Annotated in this window: 15 protein-coding genes and 1 pseudogene; 3 read left to right on the top strand and 13 right to left on the bottom strand. The window is 62.0% G+C overall.

Translation table 11 applies throughout. The features are described 5' to 3' along the window. Nucleotides 1-7: 7 nt before the first annotated feature. From P0M04_RS21170 to P0M04_RS21130, 9 genes are all read right to left on the bottom strand, one after another. The gene (locus P0M04_RS21170) at nt 8-1,687 is read right to left on the bottom strand and encodes a DUF1302 domain-containing protein (RefSeq protein ID WP_259447148.1); all 1,680 of its coding nucleotides are present in this window, start codon (nt 1,685-1,687) and stop codon (nt 8-10) included. 35 nt (nt 1,688-1,722) lie between these two features. Then, nucleotides 1,723-4,176, bottom strand: coding sequence for an efflux RND transporter permease subunit (locus P0M04_RS21165; protein ID WP_259447149.1), 2,454 nt, complete (start codon nt 4,174-4,176; stop codon nt 1,723-1,725). Then, nucleotides 4,173-5,258 carry a YCF48-related protein gene (locus tag P0M04_RS21160; RefSeq protein ID WP_259447150.1) on the bottom strand — a complete coding sequence of 362 codons (1,086 nt, stop codon included), beginning with the start codon at nt 5,256-5,258 and terminating at the stop codon, nt 4,173-4,175. Before P0M04_RS21160 ends, P0M04_RS21165 begins: the two co-directional genes overlap by 4 nt. A 335-nt stretch (nt 5,259-5,593) precedes the next feature. After that, the gene (locus tag P0M04_RS21155; protein WP_259447151.1) at nt 5,594-6,739 is read right to left on the bottom strand and encodes an MFS transporter; all 1,146 of its coding nucleotides are present in this window, start codon (nt 6,737-6,739) and stop codon (nt 5,594-5,596) included. A 269-nt stretch (nt 6,740-7,008) separates the two neighbouring features. Then, nucleotides 7,009-8,097, bottom strand: a complete 1,089-nt coding sequence (locus P0M04_RS21150) for a porin (protein ID WP_259447152.1) — start codon at nt 8,095-8,097, stop codon at nt 7,009-7,011. Between the two features lie 244 nt (nt 8,098-8,341). After that, on the bottom strand, nt 8,342-10,063 hold the full coding sequence (locus P0M04_RS21145; protein ID WP_259447153.1) for a tannase/feruloyl esterase family alpha/beta hydrolase: 1,722 nt from the start codon (nt 10,061-10,063) through the stop codon (nt 8,342-8,344). A gap of 202 nt (nt 10,064-10,265) precedes the next feature. Further along, nucleotides 10,266-12,608 (bottom strand): TonB-dependent receptor, encoded by a 2,343-nt coding sequence (locus P0M04_RS21140; protein ID WP_259447154.1) that lies wholly within the window; start codon nt 12,606-12,608, stop codon nt 10,266-10,268. A 1,003-nt stretch (nt 12,609-13,611) separates the two neighbouring features. Beyond that, complete coding sequence (locus tag P0M04_RS21135; RefSeq protein WP_259447155.1) at nt 13,612-14,577, bottom strand: PDR/VanB family oxidoreductase; 966 nt, start codon at nt 14,575-14,577, stop codon at nt 13,612-13,614. Beyond that, entirely contained in the window at nt 14,574-15,635 is a 1,062-nt protein-coding gene (locus tag P0M04_RS21130; protein ID WP_259447156.1) for an aromatic ring-hydroxylating oxygenase subunit alpha, read from the bottom strand. The genes P0M04_RS21135 and P0M04_RS21130 overlap by 4 nt, the downstream gene beginning before the upstream one ends. 163 nt (nt 15,636-15,798) lie before the next feature. On the opposite strand from P0M04_RS21130, the pseudogene P0M04_RS21125 reads away from it, so the two are divergent. The 3 genes and pseudogenes from P0M04_RS21125 (at nt 15,799) to P0M04_RS21115 (ending at nt 18,806) form a co-directional block, all read left to right on the top strand. Continuing rightward, a pseudogene (locus tag P0M04_RS21125) lies at nt 15,799-16,706 on the top strand (LysR family transcriptional regulator). Between the two features lie 141 nt (nt 16,707-16,847). Continuing rightward, the gene (locus P0M04_RS21120; RefSeq protein WP_259447157.1) at nt 16,848-17,420 is read left to right on the top strand and encodes a cytochrome b; all 573 of its coding nucleotides are present in this window, start codon (nt 16,848-16,850) and stop codon (nt 17,418-17,420) included. Nucleotides 17,421-17,825: 405 nt separating this feature from the next. Beyond that, nucleotides 17,826-18,806: a LysR family transcriptional regulator gene (locus P0M04_RS21115; protein WP_259447158.1), complete on the top strand. Its 981-nt coding sequence runs from the start codon at nt 17,826-17,828 to the stop codon at nt 18,804-18,806. A gap of 41 nt (nt 18,807-18,847) precedes the next feature. Here P0M04_RS21115 and P0M04_RS21110 read toward each other — a convergent pair whose 3' ends face one another. From P0M04_RS21110 to P0M04_RS21095, 4 genes are all read right to left on the bottom strand, one after another. Further along, the gene (locus P0M04_RS21110) at nt 18,848-20,149 is read right to left on the bottom strand and encodes a sugar MFS transporter (protein ID WP_259447159.1); all 1,302 of its coding nucleotides are present in this window, start codon (nt 20,147-20,149) and stop codon (nt 18,848-18,850) included. 120 nt (nt 20,150-20,269) lie between these two features. Continuing rightward, the gene (locus tag P0M04_RS21105) at nt 20,270-21,199 is read right to left on the bottom strand and encodes an alpha/beta hydrolase (RefSeq protein WP_259447160.1); all 930 of its coding nucleotides are present in this window, start codon (nt 21,197-21,199) and stop codon (nt 20,270-20,272) included. 161 nt (nt 21,200-21,360) lie between these two features. Beyond that, nucleotides 21,361-23,583 carry a TonB-dependent receptor gene (locus tag P0M04_RS21100; RefSeq protein ID WP_259447161.1) on the bottom strand — a complete coding sequence of 741 codons (2,223 nt, stop codon included), beginning with the start codon at nt 23,581-23,583 and terminating at the stop codon, nt 21,361-21,363. Nucleotides 23,584-23,824: 241 nt separating this feature from the next. Continuing rightward, a complete protein-coding gene (locus P0M04_RS21095; RefSeq protein ID WP_259447162.1) occupies nt 23,825-26,518 on the bottom strand; it encodes a GH116 family glycosyl-hydrolase in 2,694 nt (897 codons plus the stop codon). Nucleotides 26,519-26,658: the final 140 nt, after the last annotated feature.

Below are 26,658 nucleotides of genomic sequence, written 5' to 3'. Positions count from 1 at the left end.
CTCCTGGTCAGAATGTGTTGCGGAGCGACAGAGAGAGGTAGTCGCGATCGCGCAGGGCCTGCTTGAACTGCGCGTTGTTGGCGGCATCAAGGGTCGGACCTTCCGGCCCGTAGAAGCACGTGTAATTCGCCGCCAGTGTCCAGCCGTTCAGGTAGATGGCGGAGACGCCCAGATTCATGTCGCCACCGCGATCCACGCCGAAACCTGGCCCCACCGCGCCCGAACGGCCGCGCGTATGGCTCACGCCGACCGGCACGCTGACATCGACGCCTGGGAACAGCTGGCGGTAGGTGGGCGAGAACACCATCCGCAAGGCGGTCGCCGACCGGTCCGCGTTCGGATTGAGCATGCTGGCGTTGCGGGTGACCGAGGTGATGCGGTTCCAGGCGATCTCGCCCAGGAAGGAGGCTTCGCGCGAGATGAACGAGGGGCCCAGGCTGGCCAGCCAGGAAAGCTGCGCGTGCGCGGTTTCGCCGATCGCATAACCCGGCTTGCTGTTGTTGTTCAGGCCGACATTGACACCAATGCTGCTGAGAATCGCCTGGCCAGAGCTGGACAGTGGGGCATTGTGCCGCACTGACGCTTCGCCACTCAGCGAGACCTCGCCGATGGCCTTGGCGAAACTCGCACCATAGGCGCGAATGCCTTCCGCGTAAGTCCACAGGAAGGTCGAGGGGTGGAGCGTCGGCGGGAAGCCGGTCAGGGTGCTGTAGATGTTCGAGGGCGTGGTCGCATGGTAGCGGGTCGCATAGAAGCCGAAATCGGTATCAATGCTCGGCACACGCGTGCGCAGCTGCAGACCGTACTGCCCGCTACCCTTCGGTTCCTGGTCGGGCAGCACGGCGAAGACTGGCGGATTCGGCAGCGCCGGATTGCCGGCGATGATGCGCTCGGCGCCCGGCCCCATCGTGTCGGAGGTCGAGAGATAGCCGCCCACCGGCATCAACCGGGTCTTGCGCCATTCATACTGATAGTAACCGCCCAACGACAAATCTTCGTTGACCTGTACCTGGCCGGACAGCTTACCTGTCGGCATGGCGGTCTCCTTGAATTGCGCATTCGGCACGCTGAGCAGCTTGACCAGGTCGATCGGCGCCTGGCCCCCGGCGATGCCGTTGGAGCCGTAAAACAGGCTCTCGCCCCACAGCAGGGTATGGCGTCCGAGACGGAAAGTGGCCTGGGTATCGCCAAAGCTCGTCTTGCCGAACACGAAGGCATCCAGCAGCTCCGCCTTTTTCCCGAGCAGCTTGCGGGTCGCATTCGGGAACTCATTGCGCGGAACGTGGTTGGCGGTGACGGTATTGTTGTCGTTGGACGAGCGGTACTTCGCGTCATACCAGGCGGCCCCGCTAACACGCAGGCCGACATTCTGGTAAGCGATATCGAACTCGCTGAGCAGGTCGACGCGGTTCGACACCAGGCCTTTGCCGAAATTGTTATCGCCGTCGTTCTGATTCAGGCAGATCGCGCAGCTCGCCAGACCCGGCGAACGGTCCTGCAGCCGGTAGGCTTGGCTGTACTTGACCGTGTTGTCGAACCGAATTTTGAGATCCGGATTGTCGGTCTCGACCGGCCCCGCATGCACTGCCGATGCTGCAACGCCGGCGGCTACGGCGAGGACGGCCTGCCCGATGACTGAACGCCGCGGCGGCCCGGATTTTTCTGGTGTCGGCCTGAATCGATTCATGATGTCTCCCTTGTTATTGGTGCGTGTGTTTGCTGCTATTGAAGGTTGGCGGCGGAATGCGCGACACCGACGGCAGGCGCATCTCCAGGCTTCGTGGTTGACTCCGTCCCGCTCGTCTGCGGCATTTCAGGCAGCAGGTAGCGGGCCAGTGCCGGCAACAGCACGAGCGCACCCACCATGTTCCAAAGAAACATGAATGCCAGGAGGAGGCCCATATCGGCCTGAAACTTGATGGGCGACAGGACCCAGGTGAACACACCGACCGCCAGCGTCACGCCGGTCAGCAGCACGACCTTGCCTGTGAAGTGCAATGCCTCGCGGTAGGCCTGGTCGAGGCTGTCGCCGGCGCGCAGCCGGGCCAGCATGATGCTCATCACGTACAGCGCGTAGTCGATGCCGATGCCCACGCCGAGGGCGATCACCGGCAGGGTCGCCACCTTGACGCCGATGCCCAGGGCGACCATCAGCGCTTCGCACAAGATCGAGGTCAGCACCAGCGGCAGAACGGCGCATAGCACCGCGCGCCAGGAGCGGAAGGTAACCAGGCACAGCAGCACAACGGCGCCGTAGACCCAGTACAACATGGCCCGGCTGGCGTCTTTCACGACGATATTGGTGGCCGCTTCAATGCCCGCGTTACCGGCCGCAAGCTGAAACTGAACGTCGGCCGTGTTGTTATCCGCGGCGAAGCGCTCGACCTCCTCCACCACGCGCGTGAGCGTGTCGGCCTTGTGGTCGCGCAGGTAGACGTACATCGTCAGCAAGTTGCAGGAATTGTTGTACAGGCCGCGCGGGGCGCCGGCAGTGACCATGTTCAGTGAGCTCTGGTTCTGCAGCAGCTCGTACCACTTCAGGTTGCCCTCGTTGAGTCCGGTGATCACGCGGCGGTTCAGCAAAGCCATGGTATTGGTGGAGTCGACCCCGGGGAGCTGCGCCAGGCGCCACTCCAGAGCATCGACATGCATCAAGGTGTCGTAGGCCGCGCACTGGCCCTCGGGCGTACGCACCATGACGGCGAACACGTCGCTACTGGCCGCGTAGTGGCCGACCACGTAGGCGTTGTCGCGGTTGTAGCGCGAGTCGGCGCGTAGTTCCGGGGCGCCCGGGTCGAGATCGCCGATCTTCAGGTGCAGGCTCGCGGCATAGCCCGCCACGCCCATGAGCACGGCAAGCACGACCGTCGGCCCGGCCCAGCGCCGCTCCGTGAACTTGCCGAGCAGGCCCCATAGGGCGCCATTGCCCCTGCCCTCCCCGCCATGGCCCAGACTGCGTTGCGCCGCCTTCGCGCTCACTCCGAGGTAGGACAGCAGGATGGGCAGCAGAATCAGGTTGGTGAAAATCAGGGCCGCGACACCTATGCTGGCCACCACCGCCAAGTCCTTGATCACCTTGATATCGATGATCATCAGCACCGCGAAGCCGACCGCGTCGCACAGCAGGGCCGTGAGCCCGGCCAGGAACAGCCGGCGGAACGTGAAGCGCGCGGCGATGATGCGGTGCGCGCCGCGGGCGACGTCCTGCATGATGCCGTTCATCTTTTGCGCGCCGTGGCTCATGCCGATCGCAAACACCAGAAAAGGCACCAGCACCGAATAGGGATCGAGCGCGTAGCCGAGCAGCGGCAGCAGGCCGAGCTGCCACACGACCGCCACGCAAGAACACAACACCACCAGCAAGGTGCTGCGTACGCAGCGGGTGTACCAGTACAGCATGGCCGTCGCTATCAGGATGGCCACGGCGAAGAACAGCAGGATCAGGCGGATGCCGTCGATCAGATCGCCCACCACCTTGGCGAAGCCGACGATGTGGATGTCGACGTTCTGCGCCTGATAACGCGCGCGGATCCCCTCCAGCCGCTCGGAGAAGACGGCGTAGTCCAGCGCCTTGCCGGTCTCCGGGTCGATCGCCAGCAGCGACACATAGATGATGCTGGACCCGCCGTCACGCGCCACCAGCTGGCCGACCTGGCCGGAGCGCTGTACGTTCATGCGCACCTGGTCGATACTGGCGGGCGAGCCATCGTATTCGTTCGGGATGACCGGGCCGCCGTCCATGCCATCCTCCGTGACGCCGACCCAGCGCGTCGATGGTGTCCACAGCGACTTCATCGCGGCGCGGTCGACGCCGGGGAGCAGGAATACCTCGTCGCTGACGCGCTGCAGCGTCACCAGATAGGCCGGATCGTAGATGCTGCCTCCTTTGGCAGCGACCGCGATCCGCACCGTGTTGCCCAGGCCCGCCAGGTCCTGTTTGTTCTTCAGGTAGTTAGCGATGTACGGATGGCTCTTCGGGATCATGTCCTCGAAGCTGGCGTTCAACCGCAGCCCCTGGGCCGTCCAGGCCAGCAGCGCCGTCAGCGCCATGCAGAGCGCCACGACAATGGCGCGGTGGTTGAACAAGAGCCGCTCCGCGAAGGAGCCGGATTGGCGGTCGAAGTGTTCCAGGTCGGGAATCGGGTCCAGGCGGGAAGTCGAAGACGTGACGTTCATTGCCGTCCTCCGGTCTTCGCGACGTCCGGCGCCATGCGCTCGAGGCCGGCGGCCCCGGCCAGCACCAGACGGCCGTCCGCGGACTCGGCCACTGCGCTCAACGGGGCGCGTGGGCCCGCGGGCAGAATCGTCAGCCGGGCGCCCAGGTGCGGCGCCAACAGCACCTGGCCAGCCTGGTTGGTGAATGCCAGCCTGCCGTCACGCAGCTTGGTCACACTGCTGAACGAGACCGGCGGCGCGCCTTCGATACGGCTGAAGGCGACCCCGTCCGGGCTGACCTGGAAGGCATTGCCCTTCAATCCCGCCACGACCACCCCGTTACCGTTTGCCGCCAGCGCGAAATAGCTGCCCCGGTAAGGCGTCTCGATGCGCTGGAAGTCGTGACCGGCGCCGGCGGAACGGGCCAGATAGCCCTGCTCGCCCGCCAGCCAGACCGAGTCCCCCGCCATCCGCACTGCGTACAGGTGAAGGCCCTTGGGATTGGGGACCTGGTGCATGAACGACTGCCAGGTCCGGCCACCATCGTCGGTCTTCACCGCCAGCCCGTACGCTCCCACCGCCACGCCATGGCGTGCATCGCTGAACTGGATGTCGAGGAAGGGCTTGTCCGGTCCATCGGCGACCAGCTGCGCGGCCACGGCCGCCATGCCGGCGGCTGCCGTACCGGCGCTCACGTCCGATACCGAAGTCTGTATCTGTCGCGCGACCGCGCGTCCGTCCGTTTGCAGGGTCCAGGTCGCACCGCCGTCGGCGGTATGCAGAATTGCGCCTGCATGCCCCGCCGCCCAGCCCAGGCGCGCATCGACGAAACTGACGCAGGTCAGCGTGATACTGACCGGCGTGCTGGCTTGGCGCCAGCTGGCGCCATGATCGTCGGAAAGCGCGATCAGACCGCGTTCCCCCACTGCCACCAGGCGCTTGCCGGCGCTCGCAAGCGCCAGGAAGCTGCGGCTGTGCAGCCGCTCAGCCTTCAGTGCCGGCCGGGCCAGCACAGCCGCCTCGGGCGCCGCGGCGACGCTTGCAGGCATCAATATCGCCAGCAGCGCAGCCCGGGAATACAAACTTGAAACATTCAGATTCATTCCACGTTCCCTGCAAAGTGAATACGGCAAAGCGATTCCCTGGCGCAGCCGATGGGGCACCTGTCCGGAATCGTTTGGCTGGAAGCGCCCGACATGGAGCGGGCGGAGTGGATGCTGCGGTTAATCCCGGGAATGCATGGGCGTGGTCTCCATCTTGTGGCGGCACCGTGGTGCCGATTTGTTATGGATTGATGGTATAGCGAGCGCTCGCAGCGGAGAACTTGAGACTATCGATGACATCTATCGGCGCGGCCGATACATCGTGCCGCGCCGATGCGAACCCGCCTGCCGGACATCCCGGCAGGCGCGCAGCGAGCAAAAAGAAACGCTTGCGCTCAGCGTTGCGAGAGGACTGCGTTGGCGGCCCGGCGCGGCATGAAGCAGGCCACCGCGCAGGCGGCGATGAGGACCGCCGCGAACCCCAGGCTCTGGTAGCCGGCCAGCTTGACGACAGTCCCGCCGAGGATGGGCCCAACCGCGGCACCGATCATTAGCATGGCTGGTGTCGCGCCCACCGCACGGCCGCTAGGGTCGAGCGCGGCCAGCAAGCCGAACGCGAAGGTATGAGTGAAGATCATCACGGCGGCGAAGAACATCGCGCCGGCCGCATAGGGAACGAATGTCTGACTTTGCGTCATCAGCAAGGCCAGCAGCGCCTGCACAACGGGGCCGCAGACGAGCACCGTGCGTGGGTTGACGCGCTTTTGCAGGAAGGCGGCGAGCGGCGCCGGGATCAGGTTGACAAAACCGAGCGCGATCAGCACGCCCGCCACGGTCCCAGCGCCGAAACTGCGATCGGCCCCAATGCGCTCGACGAAAGCGAACATCATTGCCTGCACCAGCGCCATGCAGCTCACGCCGATCGCGGCCAGCCATACCGCGCGTGGCAACTTGGCGCCGGAGCGCTGCGTAACCGCGCTCGCGGCAGGGGCTTCGGGAAAGCCCAGCGCGGCTACGCAGGCGGCGAAGGCCATGATGCCGGCGAAGCACCGGAACAGCGCGGGCGCGCCCACGGCGGCCACAATCTTCGGCACGCCGCCCATGAACAGGATGCCGAAAACGCCCAGCGCGAAGCCGACGATGGCGAACAGACGATGCGGGTTGCCGCTGGCGCCGATGGTGGCGTGCGTGACGCTCAACGCGGTTGCCGCGGCCAGGCCTGCGACCACGTGCAAGACCGCCATCGTCATGTAGCCGTCGACCATCCCGACGGCACCGAATGCCAGGGCCGCGATGGCAAAGCCAGCCGCCGCGGTGGCGCGCGCGGGCAGTCGGGCGAAGCGGGGAGCGACCAGCAGGCTTGCGGAGACGGCCCCGAGCAGGAACAAGGTAGCAAGCCCGCCTGCTTGCTGCGGATCCAATCCATATCCGCTGATCAGGACCCCAACCCAGACCGGCAGCGCGACCAGATCGACCATCCCGGCGCAGTGCGCCACCATCAGGGTAGCGCGGCCGCCCCAGTTTTCGGTTGTGCTTTTCATTCATGTCTCCTCATGTGTAGTTCGCCACAACGAACGGCGCGGGATCCGCGCCTGGAAGCGCCACATGGGCGCCCGGTCCTGCCGACCGTTCACCCGTCCGTGCTCGCCATAGCGGATTCATAATGTACCGGTGAGATATCAACCCCACCAATCGGACGTTCCGATTGGTGGTATCCGTCGTATCGATAGATGGCCCAAGATGGTGGACCAGGCCAGTCACCGTCAGGCCGACACTCGTCAGGAACAACGGACCGCCGTAGACGATACCGTCAGAAGGTATGCCGCAAGCCGGCCATGACGCCGTTCTGGCCCAGTCCCGGCGCCACCGTCCCGCCGGCGTCCAGCGACACTGCAGACGAGCCCTTGTTGACCATGCGGCCGATGGACGTATACACGGCGCTGCGCTTCGACAGGCTGTAGGTCAAGCGGCCCACCAGCATGGCGACTTCCGACGACGAATGCTTCGTATCGCGCCGCGCCACCTGGGCATCGATCGCGCATACGCCAATCGGGTAGCTGACGCCGAGGTAGTACAGGTTCGACTCGCTCAAGCCGGTCGCGGCCCTGGTCTCGCGTTCGATCACGCCGCCTCCGATCTTTGTGGCACCGAGCACCAGGAAACCGTTGATCGTGGTGCGGGTATCGGTGTTGGCGCTGCTCGTGAGGCCACCTGCGGCGCCGCTGTTGCCGTACATGCGGTCATAGGAGCCGTTGAGGCCCCAGTCTTTCGTCTCATAGCCGAGCAGGCCCGTGTACTGCCGGCACGCTTTCGCGTTGCCGGGTACCTCCCCCGGGCAATTGGTGGCAGTGGGACCGCCCGCCGCCGAGCCGTCGCGCCCGAAGCTCCAGGTCGCCCCAACAACGATGCCGTTAAAGTTGCCCAGGTAGCCGATGGCGTTGTCGCTTCGCGCATTTGCCAGATAGGCATCGATCGAACGCACCGAGAACAGGTGCGGACCCAGCACGTCGGTCTTGATCGTCGCGATCGATGTCATGTTCAGCTGGCGCCCCAGGGTTAGCGTACCCCAGGCACCCAGCAGGCCCACCAACGCCTGCCGGCCGAACAGGCGCCCACCCTGGCCAGCACTGCCGGTATCCATCATTAAACCATTCTCGAGCACGTAAAACGCCTGTAGTCCGTTGTCCAGGTCTTCGGTGCTACGAAAGCCCAAGAGCGACGGAAAGGTACTGGTGAGTGATGGCATCTTGACGAACGAACGGCCCTGCACATCGACGTTGTTTACCCAAACCATGCCGGTGTCGATCAGGCCGTACACCTGCATCACCGTCTGCGCATTGGCACCGGATGCGGCCAGCGCGCACATCAGTCCCATGGTGCGATGAGCGATGGATTTCATACTGTCTCAATTATGCTTATGTCGTCGCTCGAAGCGAACGGGTACCCCTGCATCCGTGATCGGGCGGACCGCGAGCGCAGCTTGGCGCCGGCGGGCAGGGCCTGATGCGCCTGGTGGTCACGCTTGGAAGGACTTCGTTGCCGGTACACCTGAATGTCGGCTCAGTGCTCACAAATCTCGTATCGAAGCTTGATCTAATGCGAGGTTTGCACTGCGCCGATTTCTTTTCGATGAAATATCCGGGTTAGTTCAATGGGTCGGCACGCGGGGTGCAGGTGTAGCTCGTGCTCAGCTTGATGTCACCACCGACGTATTTGGCGTAAGCGGGGTAGCGGCACGCCGGCATGGCCCGGACCAACGAGGCGTCACCGATGTTCTTGAAGTAGGCAACCGGCGCATCAGGCGGCGTCTCACCCTGTAACACCCACTTCTCCAGCAGCGTCAGGGCGTCGATCTGCGTCACGCCCCCTACGTTGTGGCTACCGCCCGGACCAACGTACAAACGCATTGTGCGATCCGCTGCGGCCTTGCCCATGGTGGCGACGACGCTGCGGTAATACTGCCCCGACATCGTCAGCGGTGCGGCATTGTCGGCCGATGGGTGGATGATAAGCAGCCGACCGCCGCGCGCCGAGAAGGCAGTCAGATCCGGGTTCGTAGCATCGAAGAGACGCGACAGGTACTGCAGGCGCCCCGCATACGGAGCCGGATTGAAACCGGCTGGATTGAAGGTCTCGTCTCCCACGACGGCGTGGCGAACCCAGAACGCACCGAAGCTGAGGATTACACCGCGGCCCGGCTCGAAGCCCATTCCGGCTGGCAGAACCATGGATGGCGCAACGGTGCCGATCGGATAAAACGGCCACTGGAAGCCGGTGCCGTCCTCGTCGCCCGTGACACCGAAGCCCGGGAATCGGCTGATGTTATTCGCCAGGGTCACGCCCAGATCGGCCGGCTCGCGCAAAGCATTCACGGACGCGATCTGCGCATCCGATAGGCATCCGCTGCCCGCTTTGCCGTCCGCGCAGCGCAACGTTGCGACGTCGTTTGTGCATTCCAAATACTTCGCGATCACGCCGTCTGCCACGCCGTCGGCGAGGTCGCAGCTGGCGCGGGTACGATCGGCCACCAATTTAATGTCCGCGGCGTTCAGGAAGCCGGTCATCAGGCGATCACGCCTTCTGTTGTCGTAGAGGTGAATGGCATTCCACTGGATCACGGGTGATGTCGCGATGATACCGTCGTAGTCGTTGGGGTACTTTTGCGCCATCACGAGCGCTTCGCGCCCTCCTGCCGATTCGCCACTGAAAAATACTTTGCGCGGCGCCTCCTTGTATGCCAGCTTGATCACCTCGACGGCAACGTCCCGCGTTTTCTTCAGGTGCTCGTAAGCCCAGTTGCGCATTGCCTCGTCACTCTTCGTAAAGGCGAAATCACCGCTGGCGTGTCCTCCATTGCTGCCGAAAGTGACGTAGCCCAACGAGATCGGGTATGGGGCATCGATAGGCATAGGGTCGAATCGGCCGGAGGCTTTTTGGCCGGGTGCCGTGATGACAGCGCCACCCATACCGCCGCCACCAGATTGCAGCGCACGGTGGTTCCAATTGGACAGCGGCAGGTTGATGGCGAACTTGATCGCCGGTGCTGCAGGGTCAATCGACGCGATGCTGCCCAGGACAAGGCAGCGCTCCGGTGTGGTCAGAAGGTGCTCACCCTCATCATCGGCGTAAGGAGCTACCGCGGCAGCGCGCGTGGCCGACTCCAGGAGGGCGCCGCCGCTGGGCAGGCCAATGCTGCTTGCGGCGATGCGCATGCCCTGAAGCCCTTCGCAGGTCTTGATGGCAAGCGGTTTCGCTGGGGTCGCCGGCGCAGCGTTACCGTCGGCCAGAAGGCCGAGTCCTATGGCAACGAGCGCGAGCGCGCGAAGCCGAGTGTTTTTCGAAGCAATGGGTTGGGCTGTACTCATCAATGTCTTCTCGTGTATTCAGGTTAAAGCTCTCGGAGGTCGGACGGACGATACCGGCGATCCGGCTCGAGGGAAGACCACTGTCCGGATATGAAACGGACATCGGTGTCCCCTCACGACCTGCGGGGAGCTGGCCGTTGTTGGCGGGCGAAGATGGCTTTTGCCGTCCGGTGCCCTGCAGTCCGGACGGCAAGATCGCCGCTCAGAAGTAGGCGTTCAAGCGCACGCCGACGTAGCGCTGTGCGTCACGGCTGCGCCACGCGGTCAGCGCGGCCACGTTGCCCCAACGCACACCCTGATCGATGATGCCCGAGATGTAGCCACGGTTCAGGGCGTTGTTGGCGAACAGGGAGACGTCATAGCGGCCATTGCGCTCGGCCAGCGTGGCGTTCAGGTTCAAAATGCCGTAGGCGCCCTGCACTGCGATCGGGTTGCCGTTCGGGTCGAAGTTGACCTGGGTCTGGAACGCGTAGGTACCGCCGACGGTCAGGTCGAACGGCATACTGTCGATGGGAATGCTGCGCTCAAGACCGACGTTGAACTTCCACTTCGGCGCGTTCGGCAGACGGGTGCCGGACAGGTTCTGGTAGCTCGTGCCACTGGCCGCGCGCGCGCAGCCCTGGGCGACGGTTTGCGCCGTATAGCAGGTGGCGGCGCCGTAGTCGTCGTACTTGGCGTCGATGAAGGCCAAGCTGGCGTTCATGCGAAACTCGGCCGGCAGGAGCGCGCGGCCATCCAGTTCGATCCCCCGGGTACTCGCTTTACCGGCGTTGGCGAGGGCGAACGACGACGCGGGTGCGACCGGGTCAAAAGTTTGAACCTGGAAGTTGGTGTAGACCGTATTGAAGAGCGCGGCGTTCAGCGTGAGGCGGCGGTTCAGGAATGCGCCTTTCAGGCCGAGCTCGTAGGAATTCACATTCTCGCGGTCGACTGGACGAAAGTCGTTGGCGGGGGTGATAGTGCCGTCGAGGTTCCAGATGGCAGGCTTGTAGCCGCGTGCGAAGCTGGCGTAGGTCGACACGGTCGGCGACAGCTTGTAGCGCAGCGCAACGTCGCCCACCGTCGTGTTCTGGGCGGCCGCGTCGCTACGCGAGAACGGCACGGACGGCGCGCCGGACGGCGGCGTGTTGTAGCGCAGGTTGTAGACGTAGCCGATCTCGTCGCGGTTCACGCGCAGGCCGGTGATCAGGTTCAAGTCCGGCGTCAAGGTCCAGGTGGCGCGGGCATACGCTGCCTTGGTCTTGGTATCGGCCATACGGAACGCGCTGAACGCGAACGGGATTTCGACGGTCGCGCGCGCGAAATCGAACTTGGTCTCGTCGTGACCGTAGTACACCCCGGCAAGCAGGTCGAGAATGCCCATCTGCGGCGACACAACCTTGAATTCCTGGCTGGTGGTGCGCACGGCCAGCACCGAGCGCTGGGAATTGTCCCAACTGTAGCGGCCATTGAACGCCATGGACGCCCAGTCAGAATTTTGAAGGTGAGTGTTTGCGACGAAATCGCGGTCCTCTTCCTGACGTGCGGTGACCGAGCTGAGGGTCCAGCCACCGATCCGGTAGTTCGCGACCAGCGAGTACATCTTGTCGGTCGCCGTCGTGCCCGGCGTGCCCCGGACCGCATAATCGACGTTCTCGCGGCTGACGGTGATCCCTTCGGGGATTGCCGTGCGATAGGGAACGATACCGCGATACACGGCTTTCGGATCGAGCACGATAAAGCTCTGGAACGTGCCCTTGTTTTCCATGTCGCTGTGCAGCGCCATGAAGGTCACGTCCAGGTCGCGGGTCGGCGTGTACAGCAGCTTGGCGCGGATGCCCTTGGCCTTTTCCCTGTCGTGTTCACCCGTGTTCAGGTTACGCGTCGGGTACAGGGTTTTGCCGTCGTAGCCCGACAGGCTGAACTTGAGCTGCTGGGCGATCGGACCGGTGACGAAGCCCTCGACGCGGCGTTGGCCGTCATTGGTCAGCGTAGCGCCGGCGCGGCCGCCGAACTCGGCCTCGGGGACGCGCGTCACGATGTTAATGACGCCGGACGAGGCGGTGCGGCCACCCAGGGTCGCCTGGGGCCCGCGCAGCACTTCAACGTTCTGGACGTCTGTCAGCTGCTTGGCGGCCATCGATTCCGGCGCCAATGTCACGCCGTCGATCATCACGGCGGTGCCGCTCGGTGCGCCGATCGTGATGACGCTCGTGCTGATGCCGCGCATGGTAAAGCCCGAGCGCAGATTCCCGCCCGAAGGCGCCGCGACCACCGAGGGCACCAGTTTGCCGATGTCGTCGAGCGTCTGCACCCCGCCCTTGACAAGGCTTTCTTCCGTTACGACGGCCGCCGACACGGGCGCGTCGCGAAGGTTTTCCTTACGTTTTTGCGCCGTGACGATGACTTCCTGGATCTGACCCTTCGACGTTGACGTGGAAGTTGTCGTAGTGGACGAGGAAGGCTCTTGCGCGTCCTGGGCGAACGATGCGATGGGGAGCGCGAACATCGACAGCGAATAGCAACCCATCAGGGCACGGGTCAGAACGGTCGTGCGAGTGGACATAGGCAAGCGTGGGGAACTAATTGTAACCATTTTTGTCTCCTATTTATTATTGAATAATTTTGAACAGCGCGTACCCACAATGCCCGCCGAACCTGGAATCTTTATTTTGATCCGGTATGAATGGCAGCGGTGTTATTCGAAAAGATCTAGCGACGATGCCGCCGCCGGATCGAATCTCGGCGTGCAACCATGGAAAATCGCGTTATAGCTCGATACAACATATTTCGTAGAATCGATCGCGGTCCAAATACAATGAGCAATTTGGGCCCTGCCGCCAGTTATCCCGAAAATACCGGCCGTAGCGCTTTAGAAAATGGTAATTATCGGATAACCAACTAAAGGAATGCCGGATATTGAGATGCCGTATTCGGCAAAAAAAAATAGCACTTTCCTCATGCGCCACGTGAACAACCCGATCTCCTTTTTCTCCCTTCACAGTGACTGGGCAGCAGTTCGACCATGCCAGAGATGAGCATGCCAATCCTGCGGCGACCTCATTTTGTTGTGCAAAAATAGTAGCATTCGGCATGTAGCGGATGTGTCAGGAAATCGGAAGAATTTATAACGATTTCGGCAATCTCTACGCAGTCGATTCCGTAATATCGGTAATATAGATACCGTAATAGATAACAAAACCGAAGTATCCAGGCGATTAACTAAAAAGCAGGGCTGAAGGCATGTGGTTCACCAGCTCCCCTCACTTTTCGGGCAATCCTGCGTGGCAGGCTTCCCCAACGGGATACGAGTTACACAATGCTCGCGGCCATTCGCATCCCATCGCAAAAACAGAAAGCAAAACCATTGACAGCCGCCTTTATCGGCCGATGGCAGAGGGGGAATCGGTACGAATGGACGGCAGCCCGCTTTGACCGGGCCGCGCGGGTCAAAGCGGGCGTAATCGACGGTGCAGTCGACTTCCGGCATGCTCCGCCGGGAGGACCCGCCCATCAACAACGATATAAATCGCCATCCCGATGGCCCTCAACGATGTAGGATTGCTGGATCAGAGATCGAGCACGAGTAGTGGTGACTTGGAACGCGAACAGCAAGGCGTGAACTGGTCATTCGCGGCATGCTCGTCTTCGGTGAGGTAGTGGTCGCGATGATCGGGAACGCCCTCGAGCACGCGGGTCACGCACGTGCCGCATACGCCCTGCTCGCACGAAACCGGCACCTCGACGCCGTTCGCTTCGAGAACCTGGATTACTGTCTTACCCGCGGCGACGGTATAGGCAAGACCCGTACTGGCGATCCTGACCTCGAACGGCTGGTCGCCCGTCGTGTCCTGCGGCGCCGCGCCAAAATATTCGAAGTGCACGCGTTCGTCCTTCCACCCCTGCGCTTTGGCGGCGGCGGTCACGAACTCGATGAAGCCCGCGGGTCCGCAGACGTACAGGTGCGTGTCCGGCGGCGCCGTATGCAGCATGGCCGCGAGGTCGAATTTTTTGCCGGCCGCGTCGGCATCGAAGTGGAAACGCACGCGGTTCGAATATCCGGATTTCAGGATGCGCTCCCTGAACGCCGTGCGTTCGAGCGAACGGGTGCAATAGTGCATCGTGAACTCGGCATCGGTGCTGGACAAGCGTTCCGCCATGCTGAGGATGGGCGTGATGCCAATGCCACCAGCCAGAAGCAGGTAGCGCCCTGCCGGTGTCAGCGGGAAGTGGTTCTTCGGTGTGCTGATCGGGATTATGTCTCCGACCTGGATGATGTCATGCACGGCACGCGAGCCTCCGCGCGACTGCGGTTCACGCAGGACGCCGATCAGGTAGCGGTGCTGTTCGAGCGGATCGTTGCACAGCGAATACTGGCGCACCACCCCCGGCCCCACCTCGACATCGATGTGTGAACCGGCCGAGAACGGCGGCAACGCCGTGCCGTCGGCTGCGGCAAGCTCGATGCTGACGATGTCTTCCGCTTCGTGAATCTTGTTCACGACCCGCGCGCGGATCGTCGCATGTGCCGTCATGCCCCCTCCTGCACTTGCTGCTTGACTAGGCGCTCGACGATGCGGCGCGCCCGGTTCGGGCCCACGTCGACGTGGATGTCGATCTGTGGCGCGCCAGGGAAGCGCTTCATGTTCTCGTACTGCGCCTCGATCACTTCTTTGTCCTCGTGGAAGGTCAGCGCGGTCTGCTCGTACACGGCCTCCAGCACGTCCGGCCGGTCGGGGTGGTGGTTCGACGCCATCGTCCACATGTAGTGTGCGGTCGTCTCGGTCTCCGGCGTGATCGCGTGGAAGCCGCGCATGTGGAAGCCGCCGCGCTGGGGATCGCTCAGGTCTTCGGTGCTCACGTCGGCACCGCCGGTCCAGATCAGCAGGTGGCTGACGTTGAACTCGACTTCCTGCCAGCGGTCGATGTTGCCCTTGAACGGCCAGGCGGCGAGGTAGGTGGGCGGCGGCGCCGAATTGGGCATGTAGCGCAGTACGCGGACTTTGTCGCCCGATCCCTCGACCTTCAATTCCGCGTTCATGTGCACGGCCGCGTTGCCACCGATCGTGCGCAGGTGGACGTAGCCGAGGTGGCTCAGGTCCAGCAGGTTGTCGTGGATGAGCTGGTATGGCGCGTCGTAGTGGTAGACGTCGCCCTTGAACTGATAGCGCGAATCGCCGTGCACCCAATAGTCGGGTGCCTCGTGGGTCGGCACCGCGCCCTCTTCGCGCGGCATCCAGATCCACAGGATGCTGTCTTTTTCCACCAGCGTGTAGGCCTTTACGCGGGCCTTCGACGGAATCCGATCCTGGCCCGGCACCTCGATACAGGCGCCGCCCGGCGCGTACAGCAGCCCGTGGTAGCCGCAACGCACGCCAGCCCGCTCCACGGTGCCGCACGACAGCGGCAGCGACTTGTGGCAGCAGCGGTCTTCCAGGGCCGCGACCTCGCCTGAGCCGGTACGGAAGAGCACGACTTCTCGGTTGAGCAGGGTGCGCGCCAGAGGCTTGTCCTTCAGCTCCCAGGACAATCCGGCGACGTACCATTGGTCGAGTGGAAAGGGGCTGAGCGGGACTGCGTTGAGTGGAACCATGTTTACTCCTCCTTGTTGTGCGATAGGCAGGCGCCCGGCAGGGCCATCGTCGCCTGCAAGGACGTTGTCTTTGGCGCCGGTGCAATCATAGGGAAGCTGTGTTATATATCAATACAATCTACAGAATAATCTTTATTCGAATATTTAATACACAGGATGCGCGATGGACGACACTGAACTCGATCTGAACCTGTTGCCGGTCGTACTGGCCATCGCCGAGGAACGCAGCGTCAGCCGCGCCGCCCTGAAGCTCTGGGTTGGAGCCAGCCCAAGGTCAGCATCGCGCTGAACAAGCTCCGCTTGGCTTTGGGGGATCCATTGTTCGTACGCAGCGCACATGGCATGGAGCCGACGCCGCGCGCGCTGGCGCTGCTCGGCCCGACACGCGACATCCTGGCGCGGGTAAAGAACGAAGTGCTGATGGCCGCCCCGTTCGATCCGAAAACGACGACCCGGCGGTTCACCTTTGCGCTGTCGGATATTGGCGAGATGACGTTCCTGCCCAAGCTGCTGGCGCATTTGCAGCGCCATGCGCCTGACGCGACCGTGGTGTCGGTCACCCTTCCCCCGGCGGAGATCGCGGCGGGCCTCGAGGCCGGTGAGGTCGACCTCGCGATAGGCTATTTCCCCGACCTGAAGGGACGCAACTTCTTCCAGCAACGCCTGTTCACGCACACCTTCATCAGCCTCGTTAATGCGCGGCACCGGATCAAGGGCGAGCGCATGTCGCTAGACGAGTTCCTGAACATCGGACACGCCGTCATCCGCGCCGAAGGCCGCAGCCAGGAAATTTTTGAGCAGTTGCTGGCCAGGCACCGGATCGAGCGGCGCGTCGTCCTGTCGACGCCCCATTTTATGTCGATTCCATTCATCATCGCCGCGACCGACCTGCTCGTGACCGTGCCGCTTGCGGTAGGTGAGTCGTTCGCGAAGATCCCCAGCATCCGTCTGATCCAGCCGCCGCTGGACATCCCGAAATTCGACCTCAAGCAGCACTGGCACCGCAAGTATCACAAGGATGACGGGAGCATGTGGATACGCTCCGTCGTCGCCAAGCTGTTTGCGGACTGAATACAGCACGGGCCAGATGCGCTCGTGCATCGGCGGGACCGAATCAATGCATTCGAAAATTCGATGTCGATCGGCCGTCCGGCCAAGACTGCCGATGCGAGAATCCATGCCCTACCTACCAACACCACCACGGAGAGACGCATGGATTCAACATCGATCGACACACGTTTTGAGCCCCCCGGCATATCGGCAGCTCGCTATCGCTTACCCGCGAAGATTTTCCATTGGCTGACCGCGGCATTCATTCTCTCCAACATACCCTTGGGCGCGGTGCTCGACCAACTCCCGCGCGTTCCCTCGACTTACGTCTGGTACAGCGTGCACAAGTCCATAGGCGCGCTGGTGTTCTTCACCACCTTGCTACGCCTGGCCTACCGCTGGAGCCAGCCAGCGCCGCCATTGGCCTCGACCATGCCCTCGTGGCAGCGGCGCACAGCGCAAGTCACACATGGAATGTTGTATTTCATGCTGTTGGCCCTTCCCCTGGTCGGCTGGCTGCTCAGCCAGGCCAGCGGGCACCCGCTGGTGTTCATGGGACTGGTGCCCATGCCGGCGCCGGTACCGGTGGATGCGCTGTTGAGCGATCGGCTACATCAGGTGCACGCGCTGCTCGCATGGACTCTGACAGCCCTCCTATGCCTCCACGTGCTCGCCGTTTTGAAACACAGCGTCATCGATCGTGACGACACGTTGAGGCGCATGCTGTCACGCTAGTTCGCATGGACTCGAAACCACTCGTCACCGTGCATACCGCCGTGGCGCCAGGCCTGGACCTTCGGCATGATGAGTGGAATCCGACTCGACCATGGTCAACGCGGCCATGATCGTCTCCTTGACTGGGAAATACGCACTGCGGCACCAGCGTCAAGCCACCAGCCGCTCCAGCGACCGCGCGGAACTCCAATGGTCGACCTGCTGTACCATTGTGTTGTGGGTCGGCCGGTACGCCCTGCTCCATGTGGCGAAGCGCCATGAACTGAGCCATCGGCGCAACCGATGAGCGTCATCCGTATATCCGATTGGTCAGTACCTTCGAAACTCCAGATAATTCGCGCACAAGCGCGATCATCCTGGCAGTGCCGGACAATCGCTGAAAACACCATCGGAGACAACCGCGTCATGCGTTTCAAACATCTCGACCTGAACCTGCTGGTGGGGCTCAACGTGCTCCTCGAGGAGCAGAGCATCACGCGCGCCGCGCGCCGCCTGCACCTGAGCCAGTCGGCCACGAGCGGCATCCTGTCCCGCATACGCGAGCATTTCAAGGATGAAGTACTGGTCACCGTCGGCAAATCGATGATCCTGACGCCGTTCGGCGCGACGCTCGTCGAGCCGATCCGTAATTTGCTCGACCAGATCCAGCATACGGTCGGCCGCCGTCCCGCCGTCCTTCCCGAGGACGCCCGTAGGAAGTTCAAGCTGATCGCCTCGGACTACATCACGACCGTGCTCATGGCCGACGTATCACGGCACGTACAGAGGATCGCACCGGGCGTCGCGTTCGAATCAGTCGATCCCTCGGCGGATTCGACCGAGCTGTTCGAGCGGGGCGAGATAGATCTCCTCATCACCGTGCGCCAGTACTGCCTAAAGTCGCTGCCCACCCGGGTACTGATGGAAGAATCGTTCACGGGTGTCGTATGGACCGGAAACACAGTCGTCGGCAACGAGCTTACGTTGGAACAGTACCTGTCGCTGGGACACGTGATCTCGCAGTTCGGCATGGACTCGCGTGACAGCTGCGATCACGCGTTCATGAAATCGCTGGGCTACGCGCGACATGTGGAAATGGCGACTAGCAATTTCAACACGGTTCCACATTTCGTAGTCGGTACCAATCGCATCGCCACCGTACAGACCCGTCTTGCGAAACTCTTCACCGCGCATTATCCCTTGCGGATCGTGCCGGTACCGGTGGAGCTACCAAAACTCGAGATGTGCATGCAGTGGCACGAGTTCATGGACCAGGAGCCCCTGCACCTCTGGCTGCGCGACACGATCGCGGAAATCGCGCGGTCGGAGCACATTCCATCGCTTGCCTTCGATCCGCCCTTGGCCGCGCTGGATCACGGCCCTGGACAGATCGGCCAGATCCACTGAAGCGGCCAATCAAAACCAGGGCTGTCGTCGACGAGCGGTTGTCAGCAACACAGTGGACGGCGCGCATACCATCCGAAAGCGGAAATCAGCAGATAGCACAAAGCGGGCACGATCAGTGCAAGTCGCAGCCCGGCCGCGTCCGCAGCGTAGCCGGTGACAAGAGGGATAATCGCGCCACCAACGATCGCCACGCAGATCAGACCGGAACCTTCCGCGGCGCGCTCGCCCAGACCTTCTGAAGCGAGGCTAAAAATGGTGGGGAACATGATCGAATTGACCAGGCCGATCGCAAGCATCGCCCAGCCGGCGGGAGCGCCGTGAGTTGCGGCCGCGATCGCCAGCAGCGCCACCGCGATGCATGCCGCACATGACAGCACCTTGCCGGGCGAGTAGACACGCAGGATAGAGGCGCCAACGAAACGGCCAACCATAGCGCCGCCCCAGTAGATCGGCACGTGTTTTCCAGCCGCTTCCGCGCTAAGGCCCAGCACATCGTGCTGCATCAGGTAATTGACGATAAACGATCCGACCGCGACCTCTGCACCGACGTACAGGAAGATGCATAGTGCGCCGAAGGCGAAGCGCGGCTGCGAGAACAACCCGAACGCGCCAAATATATTGCCTGCAGGATGGGGGCTTTCAACGAGCTTTTTACGATTGCTCCAGACGAGGGCCGCGACGACCGCGAGCACGATTGCCAGCCCGATATAAGTATGCACGACCACTTTGCTCTCGTTGGCGCGGTAGAGCGCCAACGCCTCGGCTGACAAGGTGGTCTGATCGATGTTGGCCAGGGAGCCGAGGATCAGGGCAGCGCCGACATAGGGAAACACTGCCGTACCGAGCGAGTTGAAGGCCTGCGCGAAAGTCAGACGGCTTGACGCGGTGGCCGTCGCGCCCAGCATCGAGATCAACGGATTGGCAACGACCTGTACGATGGTAATGCCGGCCGCCAAAACGAACAGCGCGAGGAGGAAGGTGATGAACATGCCGGACGAGGACGCCGGTATAAAGAGCAGGCACCCGGCCATCATGGTCACAAGGCCCGTCACGGCGGCGCGCATGTAACCTATCCGGCGTACGATCGCCGCAGCTGGCAGCGATACGATGAAATAGGCGGCAAAGAATGCGGACTGGACCAGCATCGCCTGCGCATAGGACAGCGTGAACAAGTCTTTCAGCTTCGGGATGATGACGTCGTTGAGGCTCGTGATCCCGCCAAAGATGAAGAACAGCGCGAAGACAAAGACGCGCAGGCTTGCCACGGGCGCTGCGGCGAGGTTCACACCGGATGCAGAGGATGCGGCATCCTGCTTGGCTGTGGCTGTTTGGCCGATTTGCATTGGTATTCCTATATGTAATTGTGGAGCACCCGGCGGATGCGGGTGTCGGGCGGAAGACGTGGGGCACGCGATGCCGCCCTGCATGCGACAGGCAGATGCCGCATCACATCACCGGAGATTTCAGCGCAGCAGGTCGCGCATGCGCATCCAGCTGAGGAACTGTTCGAACCAGAGGTCGCTCGTCGTGCCATGTCGCTTCATGCCGAACCCGTGGTGGCCGTCTTCGTACAAGTGGAATTCGACTGCCCCGCCGGCCTTCTGCCATCCCTCGATCAATCCAAAGTTACCGCGAGCGAAGATTTCATCGTTCGCACCCAGGGCGACGAAAATCGGCGGTACGCCGGCCGGAACCGGTATCGAGGTGACCGGCCCGTAGATCATGCCGGCGAAATCAGGCCGCGCCGTCGGATCCGGGTCCACGCTGGCCCGCAGTGTGACCATTGCGCCAGCGGAGAAGCCCACCAGGCCCACGCGGTCCGGATGGACTCCCCAGGAGCCTGCCCGCTGGCGTACCAGCTGTACCGCACGTTTCGCGTCCTCCAGCGATGCCTGGTTGACCGTTATCTCTTTACGCTCGGCGATCACCCGCGTCATGTCCGCAGCAAACCGGACCGGATCTGCCGGGGTAGGTACTACCCGATACTTCAGCACGAAAGCGCTCACGCCCTGCGCCGCCAGACCTTTGGCGACATCGAGGCCCTCGTTGTCGATCGCGAGGCTGCGAAAACCACCACCCGGCGCGACGATGACGGCGGTGCCGTTTGCCTTCCCGGCCTGCGGCAATACGGGCAACAGCACCGGCTGCGTCACGTTACGCACCTCGCGCCCGTGGAGTGCGCGGGCCCATGTCTCGGCAGTCGGGTCCGGCCGCGCGGCAGGCGACGGTAAGTCATAAAGAGGGATCGCATCGGGTTCCGCCGGACGCTCGATGAGCGGCGCGACTGGCCACTGGAAAGGAGCGGCATGCGTACGCTGCGCGATTGTGGTCGACAATAGGCAAAGGCACAGCGATGCGATCGGACTGGCGCGATTCAAAAGATTCAGCTTCATGTCATTTGCTTACTGGCAGTGGCAAGTCAGGTTTTGACCAGCGTGTCAAGGGCGGCCGTGGCGCACCGCGCCGGACCGTGCGACGGCACCAGGGGCCGCCGCCAACATGGCCCAATGCCAGTACGCCAACCTAGTACTGGGCCATCTCGCTACAGCGACGGTCAGAAGTTGTAACGCACGCGCACGCCGTAGGTGCGCGGCGCCTGGAACTGCATCGTGTTGATGACGCTGGCGTAGTTGCGTGTGCTACTGACCAGCACCACCTTGTCGGTCAGGTTGTTGACATAAGCCTGGTATTCCCAGTTGCTGCCATTATGTGCGTACTTCAGCAATGCGTTCAGGGTCGTATACGAGGGCGACCGTTCGTCAGCGTTATTGAACGCGGAATAGTAAAAGTCGCTCGAATATTTCGCGGACAGGCGCGCCATCAGTTCGCCATCGCCTGCTTCGAACGTGCGCTGTACGCCGGCGGTCATGACGAACTTCGGTGCGTTCGGCAACTGGTTGCCGCCAATGTCATGCGATATCGGCGGAATGGCGCCGTCGGTGATACGAATTCCGTCGCCGAAGTGCGTGTTCAGCAGCGTCGCATTCACGTCGAAGCGTGCGACGTCCGGGACGGTCGCCACGAGTTCCGTTTCCAGACCTTTGATGGTGGCCTTGCCGACATTGAAGACGCCGGCACCAGTGGTCAGCAGGTCCGAGAACTGCGATGCCTGATAGTTCTGGTAGTTCTGATGGAACAGGGCGATGTTCAGCTTCACCTGGCGATTCAGGAAGGTATTCTTGCTGCCGAATTCGAGCGACTTGACAGTTTCTGCATCATAAGGAATTGAAGCTGAGTTGCCGTTCGAGTTGAAGCCGCCCGACTTATACCCGGCTGCGTACTTCGTGTACAAAAAGTTCTGCGGAGTGAGCGTATAGTCCAGGGCAACCTGGTACGTCGGCTTCGATTTCTTCATCAGGCCATCGCCAGGAGTGACGATTTCCGGGCCGGGGATGAACGGGTTGACCAGCGCTCCCAGCAGCAGGCGTGCTTCACCGGTGCGGACCTTCTGGTCACGCGAATAGCGTCCGCCTACCGTCAATTTCAGATCGTCCGTCAGCTTCCAGCCAACCTGGGAGAACAGGCCCTCGGACTTGGTCTTGATCAGGTAGTTGAACCTGATGCCGACGGTGTTGGAGAAATCGGGCAATCCCGGATTCATCGTCAAGTTTCGCACGCTCGTGTCAACGACGTTATTTTCCGTGAAGTAGAAATAGCCGGCCTGCGCGGTAAAGCGGCCCTTCAACGGTGTGGAGATGCGGATCTCATGGTTGCGTGTGCCGACCTCATTGCCAATAATGTATTGGCGCGTGGCCGGATAGACCGGACCGGTTGCATCGGTTTTGTGAAGATAATCCACCGAGTCGTAGCCGCCGGCATAGGTCAGGGTCAGGTCCCACGGCAGACGGTCGTAGCTGAATTCCCAGCGCAGGCGGTGGCCGTCAAGATGCGTGCTCGTCGGTGCAAGGCCGGGGAAGGTCTTGGCGTCGCCGATCGGCGTCAGGGTAGCGATGGGGCCATTCTTGGTTATGTCGCCGATGTCATCGACCTTATCCTTCTGGTAGGAGATGAGGCCCTGGAAGCCCGCGACTGGCTGGAATGCCACTTGCAGGCGACCCGACTTGGTACCCTCGTCGTCGCCGCGCAAGTTGACGCCGGTAACGTTGCGATAGCCGGTGTGGTGACGCTCCACACCCGAGAAGCGCATCTGCACCTTGTCGTTGACGGGCACGTTGAATGCGCCTTCGAGGTTGACGGTGCTGTAATTGCCGACATCGGCGCTCAGGTAGCCGCCAAAAGTCTCGCCTGGCTTCGCGGTAATGATGTTGATCAGACCGCCGGTCGAGTTACGACCGAACAGCGTACCTTGCGGTCCCTTCAGCACCTCGACGCGCTCGACGTCGTACATCGACGAAGCGATGCTGAACGGGCGATTCGTGAAGAAGCCGTCGCGCGCGACCGGCACGGCCGGATCGCCCGTCTCGGTGATGTCGGTCGAGGCAACGCCACGCACCGCGACATAAGCACTACCGCCGGAGTTGGTGACGTTGATGCTCGGATCGATAGTCTGCAGCGCCAACACGCTGCTGACGCCTGCGTCGGCCAGTGCCGCACCGTTGTAGACATTGAGTGCCACGGCCGTGGTCTGGGCATTCGAGCGGACGCGGTTGGCGGTCACCACGACCACGTTCGGATCGGACTTGAGGGTATCGGCCTTTTGTCCGTCGCCTTTGGTGCCTTCCGCAGGCTGCGGCGCGACCTGGGCAAACGCCGTGTGGGCGCACATCAGCATTGCACCGCTAGCCAGCAGGCACTCGAGGATTCGTTTGTATTGCATGTCATCTCCATTTTCGTCCCGGAGGACGGTGTTTCGTTATGTCTTGCCGATTCGTTGGCGTCCAGCCGGGGCTTTTTTCCGTTTCGGCGGTGTAAAAGTTGTCGTTATCGGGTGTAGTTGTTGATGTGTACCCACTCATTCAACGGAATGTCGGAAGGCGTAACACCTTTGTTTTGTCCATGTGGCAGCGTTGTTGTATTCACCGGGGCCGTCGGATGAACCGCGAGGGCGCAGCGCGCGGTCATGGCACGTCTGGCGCGGCAGGATCCGGATCAGGGATGGAAAGCCGCTTGAAGGCGTTCAACGTGTCCCACACGGCGAGAGGTCGCATGTAGGGCGAGTTCCTCGCCATCTTCGTCGACGTCACATCCCAGCCTTCCGGCGCGTTGAACTCGAATCCCAGCTCGGGGTTATCCCACAGTTGGTAGCTGAGATCCTTGCCGATGATTTCGCCGTAGGACACAAGTTCCGGATCATTGAACCGCTTCCCGTTGAAGATCATCGTGGCCGCTACCGCATAGGATGACCCGGCCCAAAGCTCGCGTGCCATAAAATCGTTGCCACCAACAAACGGGTTAGCGCTGACCACTTTGCCGAACCAGTCGTAATTATTGTCGAGTAAATTGACCACGCCACGGGTCCGGCCGCCAGCATCTTTGAAAGGAAGCGCGGACTTCCTGAACACCGATTTGAGATGCCCAATGAGATGAGATTTGGGTACCAGGTCAGGAAGCCCGGCCTGCTCCGCCAAGTGCTGTCCGTACAGGCCATTAGCAAACAGGCCGGCTTCGGAGGTCGTCCCGCTTGTCGTGTTGGTGACGTCAGACGACCAGCGGTAGTGTTGCCGAGCATCGTCCCAGAAGGTCGACTCGTACTCAGCTTTTGCGGCCGCCAGCTCAGCGGCGTAGCGATCCCTCGCCTCACCGGTTGCGCCTTTGATGTTCAGTGCCACAGCCTGGGCGGTTGCATCCGCCATCACTTGCGTCGCGAGCAGGTACAGCGTTGAGTTGTAGAGCGTATGTCCCTTTCCTGGAATCCAGTCGTAGGTCGAGCTTGCGCCGACTGGCAGATGGGACCCGGCCGGCACATTCTGGCGGAACCGATCGTAGGCTTTCACCATCGCAGGGTAGACATAGGCGAAATATGTCGTATCGTGGGTTCTCAAGAACTCGTCGTAGGCGCGGAAAACGAACTTCGGCTGCCGGTCGAGGAAACCGAAGTGCCCGTCAAGACCGCTGGTGGAGAACTTCAGATCGACAAATGGCGAACCGCCAAGGACCGACCCGAAATCGCTCAAGGCCCCGACGGGATTGCGCGCGACGATTTCCGCCGAAACGCGCATCAAGTCACGATTGACCTTCGGGAATAGCTGGGCCCAGTTGAGATATCCGTATGGGGATACGTCCGCGTTCATCAAGGCGCCGTCTGCACCGTCGCCGCCGGTCGCAAGCCCGAACAGATGGGTATCGCCGAACACTTTGCCCAGACGCGGCCCAATTGACGTGGGGACGTTGTTCGACACGAGACCATTGACATAGAAGCTGCTGGCATACACGTTGTAGAAGAGCTGATTCAGCGCTGCGCCCTTGACCCAGTCGGGATAAGCCGGATCCCCCACCACTGCCGACCACCAGCTCTCGACCGCCTTCAATGCATTGTCGTGCTCGCCAAGCAGGACACTGGCAATATTAAAACCCTGACGTTCCGGGTAGCTGTTCGTAACGTAGTCGTTGTCGGCCGTCTGTTTGGCCCCAAAGCGCTCGGTATAGCGCTTCATCCAGACCGTGCGCTCCCCCGACGGCGTCGTGGCGACTTCCCTCGGTATGTCCCAGACCAGCGCGAAGCGGAACGTCGTGCTTTCACCGGGCTTCAATGCTGCCTTGACGCTCACTGCGCCGGCGGACTTCGATTGGTCGATCGCGGCGTTCGGAAGCGTCCCGCGTGCCTGGAACGCCTTCAAAATATCGGAACCGTCGCCATCCGCATTCCATGAGGTCACGTACGAGACTGCCTGATTAGCTTCTGGTCGAGCCGCGATCGTCCATTCTGTCGCTTGGGCGTCAACGGTATTGGTCGGGTGATCGGCACCAAGCGTTACGCCCGCCACTCCGGTCTTTGGATCGACGTCAAAATGCGTGTAGTGCCCGGTTCGAACGCTGGGAGCGAAGTGGGGCTTGCTAAAGGGCAGCCAAAAAGGCGGGGTGGCACCGGCAACGTGAATCGGGGCGTTCGGGAACGTGAACATCATGGCGACATTTTCGTTGCGGTCGCTGCGATTCGTAATCTGGACGTCGAAATAGGCGACAGGCATCGAACTGCGCAGCTCGTCCTTTGCCACGATCGGCGACCAGAAACGGCTGACGACCTTCGATTTGAAGCCGTGATATTCGATCCATCCGAACGGGTACATGGCCTTGTAGGTTGCCTCGCCGTTGGCCAGTGTTGGCCAAGCGGGAAGCAATGCACCGTTCGGGCCGTAGCTGAACGATGTCGCAGCCGGTTGCTTGTCTGATGAGGAAGTCGGCGCCGCAAGCGTTTTCACGGTTGGCGCATTTCCCTCCACCTCCTCGAACAAGTGGAATGCAGCCTGCGGCAACACGCGGTTTTCCTGACGTCCGTTAAAGGACCACGGGCCAAAAGTTCCTTGCTGATTGAGCATGAAGGAGCCCGTACCGAGCCCGCCAAGAGCAATACCCCGACCACCCTGATTCGACTGGTTCACATAGGAAGCGCCCATGCCCTGCACTTCCGGAGGGAGCACCAGCGGAGTAGATGGCTTGCTCGCGCCAAGAGTTCGGACGAATGCGCCTTGCGGTGCCTGAGCGCTCGAGGCAGCAGCGCGAACGCCATTTTCGCGATGCAAACCGGCACAGCCAGCGAGCAATGCCAGTGTACTGACCAGAAAAGTGGCGGGAACCAGCCCTTTTGTTTCCATTATGTCTCCGTTATTTCAATATCTGCAGCACGTCTCAAGGGAACCTTGAATCGGCCGAGTTCTCTTGGTCCAGCAAGAACAGCCGCGAAGTACGAACCGAGCGCTCCAGCAAATGATCGATTTGAACGTGCATCGTAAAA

The organism is Telluria mixta, from assembly GCF_029223865.1.
GTDB classification, from domain to species: Bacteria; Pseudomonadota; Gammaproteobacteria; order Burkholderiales; family Burkholderiaceae_D; genus Telluria; species Telluria mixta.
This window is presented reverse-complemented; position numbering and strand designations above follow the sequence as displayed.